14 protein-coding genes and 1 pseudogene are annotated in these 16,907 nt (G+C 38.7%); 8 read left to right on the top strand and 7 right to left on the bottom strand.

Annotation, left to right across the window (positions count from 1 at the left end; all coding sequences use genetic code 11):
- Positions 1-42 precede the first annotated feature (42 nt).
- From mnmE to rpmH, 5 genes and pseudogenes are all read right to left on the bottom strand, one after another.
- Positions 43-1,407, bottom strand: coding sequence for a tRNA uridine-5-carboxymethylaminomethyl(34) synthesis GTPase MnmE (gene mnmE, locus AC1M89_RS13910; protein ID WP_092768715.1), 1,365 nt, complete (start codon positions 1,405-1,407; stop codon positions 43-45).
- 80 nt (positions 1,408-1,487) lie between these two features.
- Positions 1,488-3,242, bottom strand: coding sequence for a membrane protein insertase YidC (gene yidC / locus AC1M89_RS13915; RefSeq protein WP_035268599.1), 1,755 nt, complete (start codon positions 3,240-3,242; stop codon positions 1,488-1,490).
- 5 nt (positions 3,243-3,247) lie between these two features.
- Positions 3,248-3,569, bottom strand: a pseudogene (gene yidD / locus AC1M89_RS13920) (membrane protein insertion efficiency factor YidD).
- Between the two features lie 9 nt (positions 3,570-3,578).
- On the bottom strand, positions 3,579-3,971 hold the full coding sequence (rnpA, locus tag AC1M89_RS13925; RefSeq protein WP_035268604.1) for a ribonuclease P protein component: 393 nt from the start codon (positions 3,969-3,971) through the stop codon (positions 3,579-3,581).
- Between the two features lie 32 nt (positions 3,972-4,003).
- Positions 4,004-4,138, bottom strand: coding sequence for a 50S ribosomal protein L34 (gene rpmH, locus AC1M89_RS13930; protein WP_000831329.1), 135 nt, complete (start codon positions 4,136-4,138; stop codon positions 4,004-4,006).
- A 644-nt stretch (positions 4,139-4,782) separates the two neighbouring features.
- On the opposite strand from rpmH, the gene dnaA reads away from it, so the two are divergent.
- The 7 genes from dnaA to erpA all read left to right on the top strand — a co-directional run bounded on the left by dnaA (position 4,783) and on the right by erpA (position 14,145).
- On the top strand, positions 4,783-6,168 hold the full coding sequence (dnaA, locus tag AC1M89_RS13935) for a chromosomal replication initiator protein DnaA (protein ID WP_035268607.1): 1,386 nt from the start codon (positions 4,783-4,785) through the stop codon (positions 6,166-6,168).
- Between the two features lie 106 nt (positions 6,169-6,274).
- Positions 6,275-7,423 (top strand): DNA polymerase III subunit beta, encoded by a 1,149-nt coding sequence (gene dnaN, locus AC1M89_RS13940; RefSeq protein ID WP_180028822.1) that lies wholly within the window; start codon positions 6,275-6,277, stop codon positions 7,421-7,423.
- A 29-nt stretch (positions 7,424-7,452) separates the two neighbouring features.
- Positions 7,453-8,535, top strand: coding sequence for a DNA replication/repair protein RecF (gene recF, locus AC1M89_RS13945; RefSeq protein ID WP_481589591.1), 1,083 nt, complete (start codon positions 7,453-7,455; stop codon positions 8,533-8,535).
- A 55-nt stretch (positions 8,536-8,590) separates the two neighbouring features.
- Positions 8,591-11,059: a DNA topoisomerase (ATP-hydrolyzing) subunit B gene (gyrB, locus tag AC1M89_RS13950; RefSeq protein ID WP_035268615.1), complete on the top strand. Its 2,469-nt coding sequence runs from the start codon at positions 8,591-8,593 to the stop codon at positions 11,057-11,059.
- 307 nt (positions 11,060-11,366) lie between these two features.
- Entirely contained in the window at positions 11,367-12,374 is a 1,008-nt protein-coding gene (locus AC1M89_RS13955) for a putative solute-binding protein (RefSeq protein ID WP_481589590.1), read from the top strand.
- 287 nt (positions 12,375-12,661) lie between these two features.
- Positions 12,662-13,666, top strand: a complete 1,005-nt coding sequence (locus AC1M89_RS13960; RefSeq protein ID WP_035268621.1) for a putative solute-binding protein — start codon at positions 12,662-12,664, stop codon at positions 13,664-13,666.
- A gap of 143 nt (positions 13,667-13,809) precedes the next feature.
- A complete protein-coding gene (gene erpA / locus AC1M89_RS13965) occupies positions 13,810-14,145 on the top strand; it encodes an iron-sulfur cluster insertion protein ErpA (RefSeq protein ID WP_035268624.1) in 336 nt (111 codons plus the stop codon).
- 35 nt (positions 14,146-14,180) lie between these two features.
- Here the strand turns inward: erpA and AC1M89_RS13970 are convergent, their stop codons facing one another.
- Together AC1M89_RS13970 and AC1M89_RS13975 are read right to left on the bottom strand one after the other, a co-directional pair.
- On the bottom strand, positions 14,181-15,026 hold the full coding sequence (locus AC1M89_RS13970; RefSeq protein WP_481592400.1) for an alpha/beta fold hydrolase: 846 nt from the start codon (positions 15,024-15,026) through the stop codon (positions 14,181-14,183).
- Positions 15,027-15,133: 107 nt separating this feature from the next.
- Positions 15,134-16,048 carry a LysR family transcriptional regulator gene (locus tag AC1M89_RS13975; protein WP_481592401.1) on the bottom strand — a complete coding sequence of 305 codons (915 nt, stop codon included), beginning with the start codon at positions 16,046-16,048 and terminating at the stop codon, positions 15,134-15,136.
- A gap of 117 nt (positions 16,049-16,165) precedes the next feature.
- On the opposite strand from AC1M89_RS13975, the gene AC1M89_RS13980 reads away from it, so the two are divergent.
- The gene (locus tag AC1M89_RS13980) at positions 16,166-16,900 is read left to right on the top strand and encodes a DsbA family protein (protein WP_481614327.1); all 735 of its coding nucleotides are present in this window, start codon (positions 16,166-16,168) and stop codon (positions 16,898-16,900) included.
- The last annotated feature ends 7 nt before the right edge of the window (positions 16,901-16,907 follow it).

The following is a 16,907-nucleotide window of genomic DNA, read 5'->3' on the forward strand; positions in this document are numbered from 1 at the left end:
AAGCCCCTTACTGGGCTTTTTAAACCACAGATAAAAACTCGTTTACTTCCCAATACAGAAAGAGCCAAAGATTTTTCCGAGTAAATCATCCGCACTAAAATCACCAGTAATTTCACCTAATGCATTCTGTGCGAGACGTAACGATTCTGCGACAAGCTCTCCTGCATGGTAAACAACAAGTTGTTCACGAGCTTCCGCAAGATAAGATTGAGTGCGCTTCATTGCGTCTAGGTGGCGTGTTCTTGCAATAAAGGTATCTTCTTCAGGCTGAAAGCCTGCATGTGCTGTAATCGCATCTACAAGCGATTGAACACCCATTTCTTGCTTGGCTGAGACCGTAATGTGTCTAAAGCCTTGGAGATCAGCAACTTTAGCTTCACTATCTACTAAATCACATTTGTTAGCGATTAAAATTAAGCGTTTAGGATCGATATAATTAGCAAAGTAAGTATCTGCCAAATGCATCGGATCTTCACCTTGACTCAAATCGTAAACCAAGAGTAGGAGATCAGCATTTTCTATTTCTTTAATCGCTCGACGAATACCTTCCTTCTCAACAATATCTCCCGTTTCACGCAGACCTGCTGTATCCGTCAGGGTAATTGGCAAACCATTTAGGCTTATTTTCTCATGTAGTACATCACGCGTTGTACCTGCAATGTCCGTTACAATCGCGCGCTCAACACCAGCCAATGCATTCAATAAACTCGATTTACCTGCATTGGGTTTCCCTGCAATCACCACTTGTAAACCTTCACGCAGAAGTTGACCTTGGCGTGCTGATTGTTGTACTGCACCCACTGATGCCTGCACATCTTCCAATAACGCTAAAATTTTTCCATCTGCAAGAAAATCAATTTCCTCTTCAGGAAAATCAATCGCCGCCTCAACATGTAATCGTAAGTGAATGAGTTTTTCTAATACTGTATTTACTTTAGAAGAAAATGCGCCTTGCAATGAACGTACTGCAGAACGAGCTGCTGCTTGTGAAGTAGCATCAATTAAATCAGCGATTGCTTCTGCTTGGACTAAATCCATTTTTCCATTTTCAAAAGCGCGCATTGAAAACTCACCCGCTTTTGCTGCAATTGCGCCTAACTCTAACAGTCGACCCAATAATGTGTTTTGAATCACCGGTCCACCATGACCTTGTAACTCAACTACATCTTCACCCGTAAAAGAATTCGGATTTGGAAAACAAATCACCAAACCCTCATCCATGACTTGCCCATTCGCATCAAGAAATTGACGAAATGCAGCATAACGAGCAGGACCGAGTGCCTTACCAGTTAAAGCCTCTGCTATGGCATATGCCTTAGGACCAGACAGTCGAATTACACCTACACCTCCACGACCTGGCGGTGTTGCAATCGCAGCAATAGTGGTTTGATGTTGTAGGTTCGTCATTGAAATGATCTCAAAGCAAGGCAAAAAAAATCCGCCTAAGGATATCACCTTAAGCGGATCGATTCAGCTACTAACAAAACTTAGTTCGTAGATGCTGTATCTTCTTTTGCTAAGCGAGCTTTCTCAACACTCTTATTGATCAGACCTTGCTGAAGAATCGTGATCAAGTTGTTGACAATCCAGTAAAGCACAAGTCCAGCAGGGAAGAACAATAAGAATACCGTGAAAATAATCGGCATAAACTTAAAGACTTTTGCTTGCATTGGATCTGTCGGCTGTGGGTTCAACATTTGTTGAACATACATCGTTACACCCATCAACAATGGTAGGATAAACCATGGGTCCATTGCAGATAAATCTTGAATCCAACCTAACCAAGGAGCGTGGCGTAACTCAACAGACTCCATGAGCACCCAATACAAAGCCAAGAAAATTGGCATTTGAAGAAGTAAAGGTAAACAACCAGATAATGGATTGACTTGTTCACGCTTATAAAGTGCCATCATTTCTTGTGAGAAACGCATACGGTCTTCGCCGAACTCTTCTTTCATGCGTTGCATTTCTGGTGCAATCACACGCATTTTTGCCATAGAGCGATAGCTCTTAGATGAAAGAGGCCAAAGAATAAGTTTCACAAGAATTGTCAATAGAATAATTGACCAACCCCAGTTTCCAACAATGCCATGGAAGAATTGCAAACCTAAAAATAGCAATTTCGCAATTGGCCATAACCAACCATAATCAACCGTTTGATTTAAACCAGTTGCCAAGTCTTTTAATTCAGATTGAATTTTTGGACCTGAGTAGAATGTTGCATCAACAGTCATTGTTTTGCCAGCTGGCACATTAATGGTAGGCGAAGTAAAGCCAATGATATTCATACCATCAGCAGATTTACGTGACTCCATTTTTGCAGAATACGGCTGGTTACCGAAGTTACCAGGTACCCAAGCACTTACAAAGTAATGCTGAACCATTGCAACCCAACCACCTTGAGCCTCAACACTTAACTTTTCTTCATTAAAATTATCAAATTTTAATTTGTTATAGTGTTCATCAGGTGTACCCCAAGCACCACCTAAATAAGTGCCCAGCGTAAAGATTCCTTGATCAGTTTTACCTGGATCTTCAGAGTTGTCACGTTTGATCTGACCAAACATTTGACCTTGCCAGTTTTGCTGACTACGGTTAATCACTTGATAACTTACGTTAACTGGATATGCACCTTCTTGGAAAGTGAACGTTTTGATGATTTCAACACCATCAGCCGTTTTTAATACCATTGGTACTTTTAACACTTTCTCAGCTTCACCATCTTTATTGGTGGTTGCTTGAGCATCAGCTAAAGTATAAGTCGACTTTTCAAACTCAAATGTTGGACGTCCACTACGGCTACTGTCAGGTCCATTTAAACCAATTAAACCTGATTGAGCGACATAAGTACGTTTCTCATCATTTTCAAGCATAACGAACGGTTGTTCACTATTTTTACTTTTATCATGATTGAGTAGTTCAACACGGACAATGTCACCACCTTTAGGGTTAATCCAAAGATGATATAAATCAGTTTGAACAGCAACTAATTGTTGATTTGCTGTTGCAGGTGTAGTTGTGTCTTGTTGTTCAGCTGCAATATTTGCTTGCGGTATATCAGTTAAACCCGCTGTCGTTTGGCTCGTTGGCAGATCAGCAGAAACATCTTGGGCAACGACGGCAGCAGGTGCTGTCGCAGCAGTTGTTTCAGTTTGACCATAGTCTTTTTGCCAAGCAAGAATAAGCAAATATGCGGTGACAAACATGGCCCCGAGAATTGCAAACCTGGCCCATTGTTGCATATCGATTACCCCAATTGGTTAGAGTGATTTTTGGTTCAATAAACGCTCACGCAAGGGTACAGTAACGTGAGTCATTTGAGAATCTATTTGCTGAAATGAAATAAAACGAATTGCTTTTTTGGGAACAGGATCATATCCACTTCCACCCCACGGATGGCAACGACAAATCCGTCGCGTTGCATACCAGACACCTTTAATCGGGCCATGTATATGAATAGCTTCTAACGAGTATTGAGAACAAGTTGGGAAATAACGGCAACGAGGTCCAAGGAGCGGACTAATCGCAATTTGATAGAAACGAATCAACCAATGCAATATACGGACCATTGGCCACCTCTAACTTTGAGGAGAGGGAACTGATATTTTATGATGTTTTTTTACAAGACGCTGTAGCTTCTGCCATGCAAATTGTAATTGCTTATGCAATTCAGCATTCGGAATCGACTCAATACCTACCTTAGGCATGACCACAATATCCAATAAATCTATATCTTGCTGATTTAAGCGAAAACTTTCGCGAGCAATACGTTTTATTCGATTTCTTTCATGTGCACGGCGCACTTTCTTTTTAGCAACAACAATACCTAAACGGCTTTTAGGCTGTTTAGTCGGTGTAGCTAAAAATAAGAAATGGGGTTGATGCACTTTAAAAAGCGCACCATCAAATACACCTTTGTAATCTGCAGCACAGCGGATTCTCACCTCTGGACTGAAACTATAAAGTGTCATAACACCCAAATCGTCGATAAACTAAACTGGTATTAAACAGTTAAGCTGTGACGACCTTTTGCACGACGACGAGCTAATACTTGACGGCCAGCTTTAGTCGCCATACGAGCACGGAAACCATGAACGCGTTTACGCTTTAATTCAGATGGTTGGAAAGTACGTTTCATATCGAAACTCCAAAGTTGGTGTTCTATAAAGGTTCGCGATTGTATTGTGCATTGTTTGTTCTGTCAATATTAAACAGTATTGTGTAACACTTTTGATGAAAGTTGCTTGAGTCTGAGAAAGATACAAATTTGTTAAATAATCTATTTATACACAAAATAAATATATGTTTTTATTATAGTATTTAAGTTAACCACAGAAATATCCATAAACTTATACACAAGATGAATTTTAATTATGACTGATTTTTAAATTTGAATTTAAATTTAAACACAAGGAATGATTATCCACAGAAAACCGAATCTTATTAAATAAATTCAAATTTATAAATTTAAATTTATTACTATTAGGGTTGTAATTTTCTATGGATAAGGCATTATTTTTTTTTAAATATATATACTTAGGTTGTTGATAACTATGTTTTCATATTTTTTATAGATTGTGGATAAGTTATTACTTTTATTTATCCACAGTTTGTGGAAAACCTTATCCACACCCTATTTTAAATTTAAATTTAGACTTTTAAATTTGATTATTTGTGTTTAAAGTTCAAAATTACTCATGACATATGTGGATAACTTGGGTATGATTGCCTCCCCAATCTCATGGGGTTGTTTTTAAATTTAAATGGAATGAGGGGTTTCACATGCTGTGGACAGACTGCTTAAATCGCTTGCGACAAGAGCTCTCAGATAATGTCTTTGCAATGTGGATACGTCCATTGGTTGCCGAAGAGGTAGATGGTGTTTTAAAGCTTTATGCACCTAATCCTTACTGGACACGCTATATTCAAGAACATCATTTAGAATTAATTAGCATTCTTGCAGAACAAATGTCTGAAGGACGTGTTTGTAAAGTTGAAATTTTAGTCGACTCACGACCAGGCGCGATTTTATCTGCTTCAGAGCAACCTGCGACAACAACTGCAGCGCTTGAGTCTTCAGCAGCAGCACCTGTAGTCAGAGCAAAAAAAGAAAGTAATGAGCAGCAAAATACAAAAACATCAAAAAAACGATTATTAAATCCGCTGTTTAATTTTGCATTGTTCGTCGAAGGGCGTTCAAATCAGATGGCGGCAGAAACCTGCCGTAAAGTGTTAACTCAGTTAGGCGAACCTCAACATAACCCGTTATTTTTATACGGTCCGACTGGTTTAGGTAAGACCCACTTGATGCAAGCAGTGGGTAATGCTTTATTACAAGCTAAACCAAATGCTCGTGTGATGTACATGACTGCTGAAAGTTTTGTTCAGGACTTTGTGAGTTCACTTCAACAAGGTAAAGTCGAAGAATTTAAAAAAAATTGCCGTTCACTGGACTTACTTTTAGTGGATGATATCCATTTACTTGCAGGTAAAGAAGCCAGCTTAGTTGAGTTTTTTTACACGTTTAATGCCTTATTAGATGAATCTAAACAAATTATTTTGACCTCAGATCGCTATCCTAAAGAGTTGACCGAGTTAGATCCTCGTTTGGTATCTCGCTTTTCATGGGGATTATCGGTAGGGGTAGAACCGCCTGATATTGAAACTCGAATTGAGATTTTACTTAAAAAAGCTGAAAGTAATGGTATCGATTTGCCTCGTAACTGTGCGCTCTTTATTGCACAGCAAGTTGTGGCAAACGTACGTGAACTTGAGGGTGCATTAAATAAAGTCGTCGCGATTTCTCGTTTTAAAGGGACACCAATCGACTTAGATGTGGTGCGAGAATCACTGAAAGATGTTCTTGCGATTCGTGCTCGTACTATTAGCACCGAAAATATTCAGCGTGTAGTCAGTGAATATTTTCGTATCCCATTGAAAGAGTTGGTTGGACCTAAACGAACTCGTATATATGCTCGACCACGTCAATTAGCAATGGGGCTTGCGAGAGAATTAACGGGCGACAGTTTTCCTGAAATTGGCATGGCATTTGGTGGTCGTGATCACAGTACAGTCATGCATGCCTGTGAAAAAGTGCAGAGTTTGTGTGCTGAAGATCCCATCTTTAATGAAGATTACAAAAATTTAATGCGCTTATTACAAAGCTAAATCTGTTTAAATTCTATTCTTGCAATGCGGCATATTCTGCCGCATAGTACATGATTAAAAGTGTTTTAGTCTGTCGTCGATATACTGTTTTTAGAGGAAATCCATCGTGCGTTTGAAGATCGCGAAAGAAAGCTTACTCAATGTTTTGTCTCATGTTGTAGGTGCTGTAGAACGTCGCCATACGTTAAATATTCTTTCAAACGTCAAAGTTCAGGTTACTCAAGATGCACTGACGATTACAGGTTCCGATCTTGAAGTTGAACTTGTTGCGAGTACAACGCTTTTAGAGGGAGCATGTTTACAAGCAGGTCAAACCACAGTACCCGCACGTAAATTGATGGATATCTGTAAATCTTTACCGACAGCAGCACTGATTGATTTACAAATCACAGAAGACCAGCGTTGTATTTTGAAATCTGGTAATAGCCGCTTTGTATTAGGAACATTATCTGCTGAGGATTACCCTTTATTAACGACTGAAAATAGTCAAGGGACTCAAGTTCAGGTCACTGAACGTGAACTAAAACGTTTATTTGAAAAAACCTCTTTTGCGATGGCTGTTCAGGATGTCCGTTTTTATCTTACAGGTACTTTACTTGAAATTGATGAAAATCAGCTTCGTGCAGTGACGACAGATGGACATCGTCTTGCTCTTTGTGAAACATTGGCCAGTTCAAATGCTTCGCAGTTAGTGCAAGCAATTGTGCCTCGTAAAGCGGTCGGTGAATTACAGCGTCTATTGAGTATCGAAGATAATCAACTCTCGCTGTTAATTGGTCGTGAGCTCCTGAATGTTACTTTGACAATTCCAAGCCGTGATAAAGAGCAGGGTGATATTACTGTTCGTATTACTACAAAATTAATTGATGGTAAATTCCCTGATTATCGACGTGTTATTCCTCGTGGCGGTGATAAAACAGTTACGATTGCACATGATATTTTCAAACAATCATTACAGCGAGTTGCTATCCTGAGTAATGAAAAATTACGTGGAGTATTTTTAAACTTCAATCCAGATTCACTGCAACTTCGTGCCAATAATCCAGAGCAAGATGAGGCAGTTGAAGATCTTGCGATTCAATACAATAATGCACCTATGGAAATGTCATTCAACGCACAATACATTTTGGATGTATTGAATGTGCTGGATGGTGATGATGTATTAATGACGATGACTGAGGCAAACCAATCTGTATTGGTTCAAGATCCAGCACATCAAGATCAAACCTATGTCGTCATGCCGATGCGTGTTTAATGTTGTTTTTGATTTAGTTTAATCTGGTCATGTTCATTACGCGTTTAAATATCCAGCGTGTGAGAAATTTAAAAGCGGTTGCACTCCAAGAGTTGCAACCGTTTAATGTTTTTTATGGACAAAATGGTTCAGGAAAAACGTCTATATTAGAAGCAATTCACTTATTGGCCACTGGTCGATCTTTTCGTACACATATTCCTAAACATTACATTCAAAATCAAATGCAGGATGCGATTGTATTTGCACAGTCTGCTACTGAAAAGATTGGTATGCAAAAGCTCATTACAGGTGAGCAAAATATTAAAGTGAATGGGGATAGTATTGCCACGCAAGGACAGCTAGCCAAAATTTTACCATTACAGCTTATTGACCCTCTGAGTACAGATATTATTGATCACGGAGCTAAACCAAGACGACAATTGCTAGATTGGTTAATGTTTCACGTGGAACCAGATTTTTATTATGCATGGCAATTTTATTCTAGAGCTTTAAAACAACGAAACAGCTTATTAAAATCAAAACGTAATCTGACGCTGCAAGATTTAGAAGCATGGAACAAAATGCTTAGTGAGTACGGTGAAATATTACATTTACAACGTCAGTCCATTGTTGAACAGTGGCAGATATTTTTTCAGCAAGATCTTAAAACACTATTACCAGATATCGAGATCCATATGGAGTATGCAGCAGGCTTTCATGTGGAACATGGCTTGGCTGAAGACTTGATTTTGTATCATCAAAAAGACTGCGAAAGACGCTATACAGAATATGGTCCACACCGTGCAGATTTAAAGTTAAAAACCCCAACAGGAGATGCAGATGCCGTACTGTCACGGGGGCAAAAAAAATTATTAATCATGGCTTTAAAATTGTCACAGATCGCAATGTTGCATGCGTCTAATAAGGAAACTGTGGTATTATTAGATGATGTGACAGCAGAATTAGATATAACCGCACAACAACGTTTAATTGAGCGATTGAGCCAACTTGGTAGTCAAGTTTTCATTACCACTTTAGACCATGAATCTGTACAAAAGCATTTACATGATTTGTCTATTTCCTATCAATTATTCAATGTTGAAAACGGTTCTGTTCAAGTTGTTGTGCAATAATTTTTTGAAGTTTTCTCCATCTTTGGATAGACCTTTTTTTCACTAGGGAGTAACCATGAGTTCAGAAGATCAAGCTGCTTCTCAAACAGAACAAACCATTGAAAAGGCTTATGATTCCTCTAGCATCAAGGTATTACGTGGTTTAGACGCAGTACGTAAGCGTCCAGGCATGTATATTGGTGATACGGATGATGGTACTGGTTTACACCATATGGTGTTTGAAGTGGTGGACAACTCGATTGATGAAGCCCTTGCTGGTCACTGTGATGAAATTCTGGTTACCATTCACGAAGACGAATCTGTTTCTGTCGCAGATAACGGTCGTGGTATTCCCACAGATATTCACCCTGAAGAAGGTGTATCTGCTGCTGAAGTCATCTTAACGATTCTTCATGCGGGTGGTAAGTTTGATGACAACAGCTATAAGGTTTCTGGTGGCTTACACGGTGTAGGTGTTTCAGTTGTAAACGCTTTGTCTAGTAAACTGGAACTCACAATTCATCGTGCTGGTAAAATTCATGAACAAGAATACCGCCATGGTGACCCTCAATACCCTTTAAAGGTGGTGGGCGATACAGATCGTTCAGGTACTCGTGTACGTTTTTATCCAAGTGCTGAAACATTCAGTCAGACCATTTTCAATGTCGATATTTTAGCTCGTCGTTTACGTGAACTGTCATTTCTAAATGCGGGCGTCCGAATTGTTCTACGTGACGAACGTGTTGGTTTAGAACATGTATTTGATTATGAGGGTGGTTTATCAGAATTCGTTAAATACATTAACGAAGGAAAAACGCATCTTAACGATATTTTTCACTTTACCACGCAAGCTGATAATGGCATTGGTGTTGAAGTTGCATTGCAATGGAATGATACGTACCAAGAAAACGTACGTTGCTTTACCAATAACATTCCTCAAAAAGATGGTGGTACTCACTTAGCTGGTTTCCGAGCTGCTTTAACTCGTGGCCTTAATAACTACATGGAAAACGAAAACTTACTCAAAAAAGAGAAGGTTGCAGTTTCTGGTGATGATGCACGTGAAGGTTTAACAGCAATTGTTTCAGTGAAGGTTCCTGATCCAAAATTCTCTTCTCAAACCAAAGAAAAATTGGTATCGAGTGAAGTAAAACCTGCTGTTGAACAAGCAATGAATAAAGCTTTTTCAGAGTATCTTCTTGAAAATCCAGCTGCAGCTAAATCAATTGCGGGTAAAATTATTGATGCCGCACGTGCACGCGATGCGGCGCGTAAAGCACGTGAAATGACTCGCCGTAAGAGTGCGCTTGATATAGCAGGTCTTCCAGGTAAATTGGCGGACTGCCAAGAAAAAGATCCAGCTTTATCTGAACTATATCTTGTCGAGGGTGATTCAGCAGGTGGTTCAGCGAAACAAGGTCGTAACCGTAAAATGCAAGCGATTTTACCGCTCAAAGGTAAAATCTTAAACGTGGAACGTGCTCGTTTTGACAAGATGATTTCTTCTGCTGAAGTCGGAACACTGATTACAGCATTAGGTTGTGGTATCGGTCGTGAAGAATATAATCCAGACAAATTACGTTACCACAAAATTATTATTATGACCGATGCGGACGTGGATGGTTCACATATTCGTACGCTGTTATTAACGTTCTTCTTCCGTCAAATGCCGGAATTAGTGGAACGTGGTCATATTTATATTGCTCAGCCACCACTTTATAAATTAAAGAAAGGTAAGCAAGAGCAGTATATTAAAGATAATGATGCGCTTGAAACATATTTAATTTCGAATGCAATTGATGAGTTGGCATTACATATCAGTGCTGACGCACCTGCGATTCGTGGTGAAGCGCTTGCAAAAGTCATTGCTGATTATCAGACATCACAAAAAAGCTTACAGCGATTAACGATTCGTTATCCTGCAACTTTGTTAGATGCTTTACTTGGTTTAGATGCATTTAAATTAGATCAAAATCAAGATGAAGCTTATGTGACGTCTTGGGCTGAGCAATTGCGTCAAGCAATTGAAACACAACAGCCAAGCTTAAGACCTGAATTCACGCTCGAAGCATTCGAAAAAGAACTCGCAGATGGTTCACGTGAAACACATTATTGGCCACGTTTAACAGTGTATGTACACAACCTTCCTCATCACTATTTATTAGATGCTGGTTTGTTGGGTTCAGGTGAATATAAACGTTTACTTCAAAACTCAAAGAGTTGGTTTACGTTACTTGAAGACGGGGCTTATTTGCAAAAAGGTGAGCGTAAAGTCAATGTTGCTAACTTCCATCAAGTATGGCAACAAGTATTGGCAGATTCACGCCGTGGCATGATGATCCAACGCTATAAAGGCTTGGGCGAGATGAATGCAGAGCAGCTTTGGGAAACCACGATGGATCCTGAAAATCGTAATATGCTTCAAGTGACGATTGATGATGCAATTGAAGCAGATCGCATGTTCTCTTGCCTCATGGGTGATGATGTTGAACCACGTCGTGCATTTATTGAAGAGAATGCATTGAATGCAGATATTGATGCTTAATGCTATAAGTTAAAAAAAGCACTCTTAGGAGTGCTTTTTTTGTATCAATCTAAAATCTTAAGTCATTTTTTTGGAATTAATTTCAATAAAATGATGTGCTTGAAGTCACATATTTTATTTATTATATGAAATATAAAGATAATTAAATAAGCATTTACGAAATTAATAAATAATTAAAACTATAAAATTCAATAATTTATAATTAGATAATAAAAAATAGAGCAATAGCTCTATTTTTTTAAATAGAGAGTGATTAAAATTTTTGTCATGGAAAAGAATCCATTTAAATGCTTAAAAGGAACTAAGAATGAAAAAAACAACTCTGGCTTTATTGGCGGCTTCAACCATGGGTATGGTTTCAACTGCTCAAGCAAAGGTTGATGTGTGTGTATTTGATTTACTCGGTAAGTCTGGTGAATCGTTTCAAATGGCTCAAGAATGGGCATTGGCAGCAAAGGGCTGGGGTGCAGATATCAATCTGATTCCACGTCAAGATGAGGCTGTAGCCGATAATGATTTTAAAGCAGGTAAGTGTGATGCTGTTTTCTTAACAGCGATGCGTGCTCGTCAATATAACAAGTTTGTGGGTTCGATTGACTCTTTAGGTGGCGCACCATCAAATGCAATTGCACAACGTGCGATTACTTTTGCTTTAGACAAACGTAATGCTGCAAAGATGGTCACAAATCTCGGTGGGAAAAAATATGAAGTGGCTGGTATTGCACCACTAGGGGCAGCATATATTTTCGTGCGTGATAAAAAAATTGATTCAATCGAAAAAGCTGCAGGTAAGAAATTCGCAGTATTAAGCTATGACCCCGCACAAAAAATTATGGTGCAACGTGTCGGTGCTCAAGCAGTCGGATCTGATGTTTCAAACTTTGTTGCGAAGTTCAATAATGGTCAGGTGGATATGGTGGGTGCACCAGCATATGCCTATAAGCCTCTTGAAATTTATAAAGGTTTAGGTAGTACAGGGGCAATGTTTGATTTCCCTGTGGTACACATTACAGCAAACTTTGTGATGAAGCCTGAAAAATTCCCTGAAGGGTTTGGTCAAAAATCACGTGATTGGTTTGTTAAAAACTTGCCGAAAAGCTACGCAATGATCAAGCGTTTAGAGGGTGAAATTCCTGCTAAGTACAAAATGCAATTCTCAGCTGAAGAAAAGCTGAAATATCAAAAACTACTTCGTGATGGTCGTATGGATCTCACTAAACAAGGTATTTATGACAAAGAGATGATGTCTGTTCTTAAGAAAGCACGTTGCTCTGTCGATAAATCCAACTTCGAATGTTCACTTGGTGGTGAATAATTCTGATTTCTAAAGAAAAAATCCTAGACCTGGTCTAGGATTTTTTTTATTCATTTTATGTCATTTTCGCCAATGCACATTTATAAGAAAAAAGTATGCTTTAATCACAATAAGTAGTATTTAAATGATCTGTATCTAAAAACCATATACATACAGCATCTCAGGATCAGTATCTACACAATTGGATCGTGTAATCTCATTTTAGTTCAACACACTGACACTGAAGTTTAAGGTGTTCGATATGGGATATTCGAGACTATAAGAAAGAAGGAATAGGAAACAATAAAATGAATTTAACCAAAACATTATTATTATCAGCAGGTTTAATGACTGCTGCAACGGCTTCACAAGCAAAGCAAGTCGTCTGCGTGTTTGATCTCGTCGGGAAAAACGGCGATGTCTATGCGTTAATGAAAGATTATCAACTTGCTGCTAAGCAGTGGGGAGCTGATATTGAGCTTAAAGTCGGACAAAATGAAGGCGTAATTGCTGAAGATTTCAAAGCAGGTAAATGTGACGGTGTAAGTATCACAGGGATGCGTGGTCGTCAGTTTAATAATTTCACTGGCTCTTTAGATGCCATTGGTGCGATTACTAATCTCAATTTAGCTGTCAAAGTTATGCAAGGTTTAGCAAGTCCAACCTTTGCAAAGCATATGAAAAATGGCAACTATGAAGTTGCAGGTGTGATTCCTGTTGGCGATGCTTATTTAATGGTGCGTGATCGTAGTATTAATACGGTTGCTAAAGCTGCGGGTAAAAAGATCGCCGTACTTGATTATGATCAGGCACAAAAAATTATGGTACAGCAAATTGGTGCGCAAGCAGTGAGTTCTGATGTCACTAATTTTGGTAGTAAATTCAATAATGGCCAAGTTGATATTATTGGTGCACCAGCAGCGGTATTCCGTCCTTTAGAACTTCATAAAGGGCTAGGAACGAAAGGTGCAATTGTGAATTATCCAATTCTTCAAGTGACCGGTAATATCATCATTCGTCATGATAAATTCCCTGAAGGTTTCGGACAGAAATCGCGTGATTGGGTGAAAACACAATTACCACGTGCGAATCAAATTTTAGGCAAAATGAAAGCGGATATTCCGGCTAAATATTGGATGAATGTTCCAGCTGGAGATAAACCTGGTTATCAAAAATTAATGCGTGAATCTCGTATTGCACTTACTAAACAAGGTGTTTACAACAAACAAATGATGAAACTACTTTGGCAGTTCCGTTGTAAGAATGAACCGACAAACTTCGAATGTAGCTTGCAGGATGAGAACTACAAATAAGTTCATAGGACGTTACATTTAAATCCGATAAATTTACTCTGAATAAACTTTAAAGTTCGAGTTATGACCATATATTGAGTATGTTATACTTGATATATGGTCTTTTAATTTCAAAGCCTATTTAATTTTTTGAGGAATCCATCATGACTGCCCAAGCACTTGAGCTGACTGACAATGCTGCGAATAAAGTTCGTCAACTTCGTGAGAGCGAAGGAAATCAAGATTTGATGTTACGTGTATATGTGACAGGTGGTGGTTGCTCTGGTTTTTCTTACGGATTCAATTTTGCTGAATCTCAAAATGAAGACGATGCTGAATTTGTGAATGGTGATGTGAAGATGCTTGTTGACTCACTGAGTTATCAATATCTCGTTGGTTCAGTTGTTGATTATGTCGAAGGTTTGGAAGGATCTCGCTTTATCGTGCAAAATCCTAATGCGACAACGACATGTGGTTGTGGATCTTCATTCTCAATTTAATATGCAGCAAAAAAAGCCCGCTAAGCGGGCTTTTTTTATGATAATTTTTGCTGTTCTTTCAGAATTAAATCAGTCAGCTCATGATAATTTTGAACTGGAATCCAATGATTCGCCTCTAAATGAATTTCCGTATATGGACCTTCAACATAATTTTGATTGAACTGAACACCTTTCGCATCAATTGCAACGTCATCTTTGCCCCAAATAAATAAAGTGGGAACTTTGACTTTATTGAATAGCGTTTTATTAGAGCTAAAAGGTAAACCTCGATACCAGTTGAGTGATGGGCTGAGCCGTTTTTCTATGATCATTTCTTGTTTAAAGTTATTTAATTGTTCAACTGTCATCCCAGAATTTTTTAATAAAGCCTCGCCAATTTGAGGTGTTTTATTAAAGAGCAACTCAGGTATCCATGGAAGCTGAAATAGTCCCATATAATAGGATTTAAAAAGTTGTGTACTGCTGTAAAAAGCCCGCATAAATGCTGCTTTGTGAGGGACGGAGATCGCGGTCAAATGTTTAATTTTATTAGGATAACGTAGAGCAACTTCCCAAGCAACGACTGCGCCCCAGTCGTGTCCTACGATATATGAAGGCTCTCCAATTAAGTCGAGTAGAACATTTACATCATCTGCTAAATGTTGAATGGCATAATCTGCGCGTTTTTTCGGTTGAGCCCTTAAGCTATATCCACGTTGGTTTAACGCATAGGTGCGAAAACCATGTTGGTTTAGTATTTCGGCACTATGCTGCCAAATTTTTGATGTTTCAGGAAAACCATGTAATAGCACAATTGGACTGCCATCGATTGGACCGCTGTCTATTACATCAAAAATAAGATTACCTTTTTGAAACTCAGTGATTCGTTGTTGTTTTTCCATAATCAATACCCTCTTTCCTTTACATATCTTTATCAAATTTGGATGATAGAACTAGGGCTGAACGGGTCAGTTCTAGGTGAAAGAAGGTCGTTCATTGTCTGACAATATTATGGGTTGATTAAACGGTGTATTTGTATTGGGATTTGTTTTTGTAAGAACGTTAAGCAAAGTCTCAAAGCTAAGGTCCGATAGCTTAAGCTCGGAGTAACCAAGTGGACATCTTCAGGGATTAGAGACCATTCAGGTAAAATATGAATTAACGTTGAGTTGACTAATTGATGGGCCACTTGGATTTCTGCAACGGCGGCAATACCTAAATGTGCTTCTACAGCAGCAAGTGCATGTTCGGATGGTGTCACCATCAAATGGGTATAAATTTTAAATTTTTTTATCGTACCGTTTTTGAAAAGTGTGATTTTGGACAGCTCGCGGTTATGCGAGATAAAATGATGATCACACAGTTGCTCTGGGTGTTCAGGAATGCCACAATGCATTTGATAGGTCGGACTGGCACATAAAATTCTTCGAACTTGTCCAACCTTTTGAGCATGGAGTGTAGAGTCTGCTAAATCACCAAGTCTGATGGCTAAGTCATATCCTCCAGAAATTAAATCAACTTTGCTGTCATTCAAATCAATTTCAATATCAATGTGTGGGTATTCAATTAAAAATTGAGAGATTAAAGGCAATACCACCAATTTTCCAAAAGTTCCCGAAGCAGCTATTCGAATTCGACCTTTGGGTTGTATTTCTAATTGTGTGAGATCGTTCGTCAGCGATTCAATTTGATGAAATAGGGGGGAGATTTCTTTTAAGAAAATCTTACCAGCATCAGTTACTGAGCTTGAATTAGTATTTCGATTTAATAATCTAATATTTAAGGATTTTTCAAGTCTTGAAAGTCGATTGGATAACGTGGATTTAGCAATATCATAACGTCTTGCTGCCGCGGATAAACTTCCAGCATCTGCAATCAGTACGAACCAATATAGGTCATCGATTGAGTAGGGTAAGCTGTTCATAAAATCGAACACCACCTTTCATTTTTATTGTCTATTCACATCATTATAGAACCGCTAAGTTAAGTCAATCGATCAGATGTAGCAAATGATCTGATTTAGCAAATTGAGGACATAGCAATGACAATGAATTGTGATTTAGAAACCGGTACTTGTTCAGTAGCCGAATTGGAAAAAGGCCAAAATGCAGTGGTCAATGTAGCATCTGACCTCAGCCTGATTTATGTGGGTGACCCAATGTGCTCATGGTGTTGGGGAAGTTCAAATGTCATTAAACAAGCGCGTGAATATGCAATCCAGCATGGTGTTGGCTTTCAAGTGATTAGCGGTGGTTTAAGACCTGGTGGAGGTGATGCTTGGACCGATACTTTCAAGAATTTTTTACGCACCGAATGGAAAAATATTCAGAGACTGACTAAACAACCTTTCACTGAAAAATTGTTAGAAAGAGCACATTTTAACTATGATACCGAGCCTTCAGCACGTGCTGTTTACGTTGCTCGACAACTTTGGCAAGACCATGATCATCACGATGAAAAACTTTTGGCATTTTTTTCAGCAATCCAATATAAATTTTATGTGGATGGTGAAGATCCGAACGAGCTTGAATATTATCGAAGTATATGTGAAACGTTTGAGCTGGATTTCGACGTATTCTCAAATTTGTTTGAGTTACCTGAGACCCAAACAGCGACCTATGAAGAGTTCAAGCTTAACCGAAGTTGGGGCATAAAAGGGTTCCCAAGTTTTGTGATACGTCATGGAGACAATATCAAAATCATAGGCTCTGGTCATGTGGCATTGGAAAAATTAACACAAGCTATTGATGACTTAATCAAAGATGCGCGTATATAAGGAAAAG

This window comes from Acinetobacter sp. ANC_7635 (assembly GCF_056779945.1).

Excerpts from the sequence above, each read along its gene's own strand:
- dnaA (WP_035268607.1), top strand. The coding sequence starts at position 4,783 with ATGCTGTGGACAGACTGCTTAAATCGCTTGCGACAAGAGCTCTCAGAT.
- AC1M89_RS13980 (WP_481614327.1), top strand. The coding sequence starts at position 16,166 with ATGACAATGAATTGTGATTTAGAAACCGGTACTTGTTCAGTAGCCGAA.
- mnmE (WP_092768715.1), bottom strand. The coding sequence starts at position 1,407 with ATGACGAACCTACAACATCAAACCACTATTGCTGCGATTGCAACACCG.
- AC1M89_RS13970 (WP_481592400.1), bottom strand. The coding sequence starts at position 15,026 with ATGGAAAAACAACAACGAATCACTGAGTTTCAAAAAGGTAATCTTATT.
- erpA (WP_035268624.1), top strand. The coding sequence starts at position 13,810 with ATGACTGCCCAAGCACTTGAGCTGACTGACAATGCTGCGAATAAAGTT.
- AC1M89_RS13975 (WP_481592401.1), bottom strand. The coding sequence starts at position 16,048 with ATGAACAGCTTACCCTACTCAATCGATGACCTATATTGGTTCGTACTG.
- rpmH (WP_000831329.1), bottom strand. The coding sequence starts at position 4,138 with ATGAAACGTACTTTCCAACCATCTGAATTAAAGCGTAAACGCGTTCAT.
- yidC (WP_035268599.1), bottom strand. The coding sequence starts at position 3,242 with ATGCAACAATGGGCCAGGTTTGCAATTCTCGGGGCCATGTTTGTCACC.
- rnpA (WP_035268604.1), bottom strand. The coding sequence starts at position 3,971 with ATGACACTTTATAGTTTCAGTCCAGAGGTGAGAATCCGCTGTGCTGCA.
- AC1M89_RS13960 (WP_035268621.1), top strand. The coding sequence starts at position 12,662 with ATGAATTTAACCAAAACATTATTATTATCAGCAGGTTTAATGACTGCT.
- recF (WP_481589591.1), top strand. The coding sequence starts at position 7,453 with ATGTTCATTACGCGTTTAAATATCCAGCGTGTGAGAAATTTAAAAGCG.
- gyrB (WP_035268615.1), top strand. The coding sequence starts at position 8,591 with ATGAGTTCAGAAGATCAAGCTGCTTCTCAAACAGAACAAACCATTGAA.
- AC1M89_RS13955 (WP_481589590.1), top strand. The coding sequence starts at position 11,367 with ATGAAAAAAACAACTCTGGCTTTATTGGCGGCTTCAACCATGGGTATG.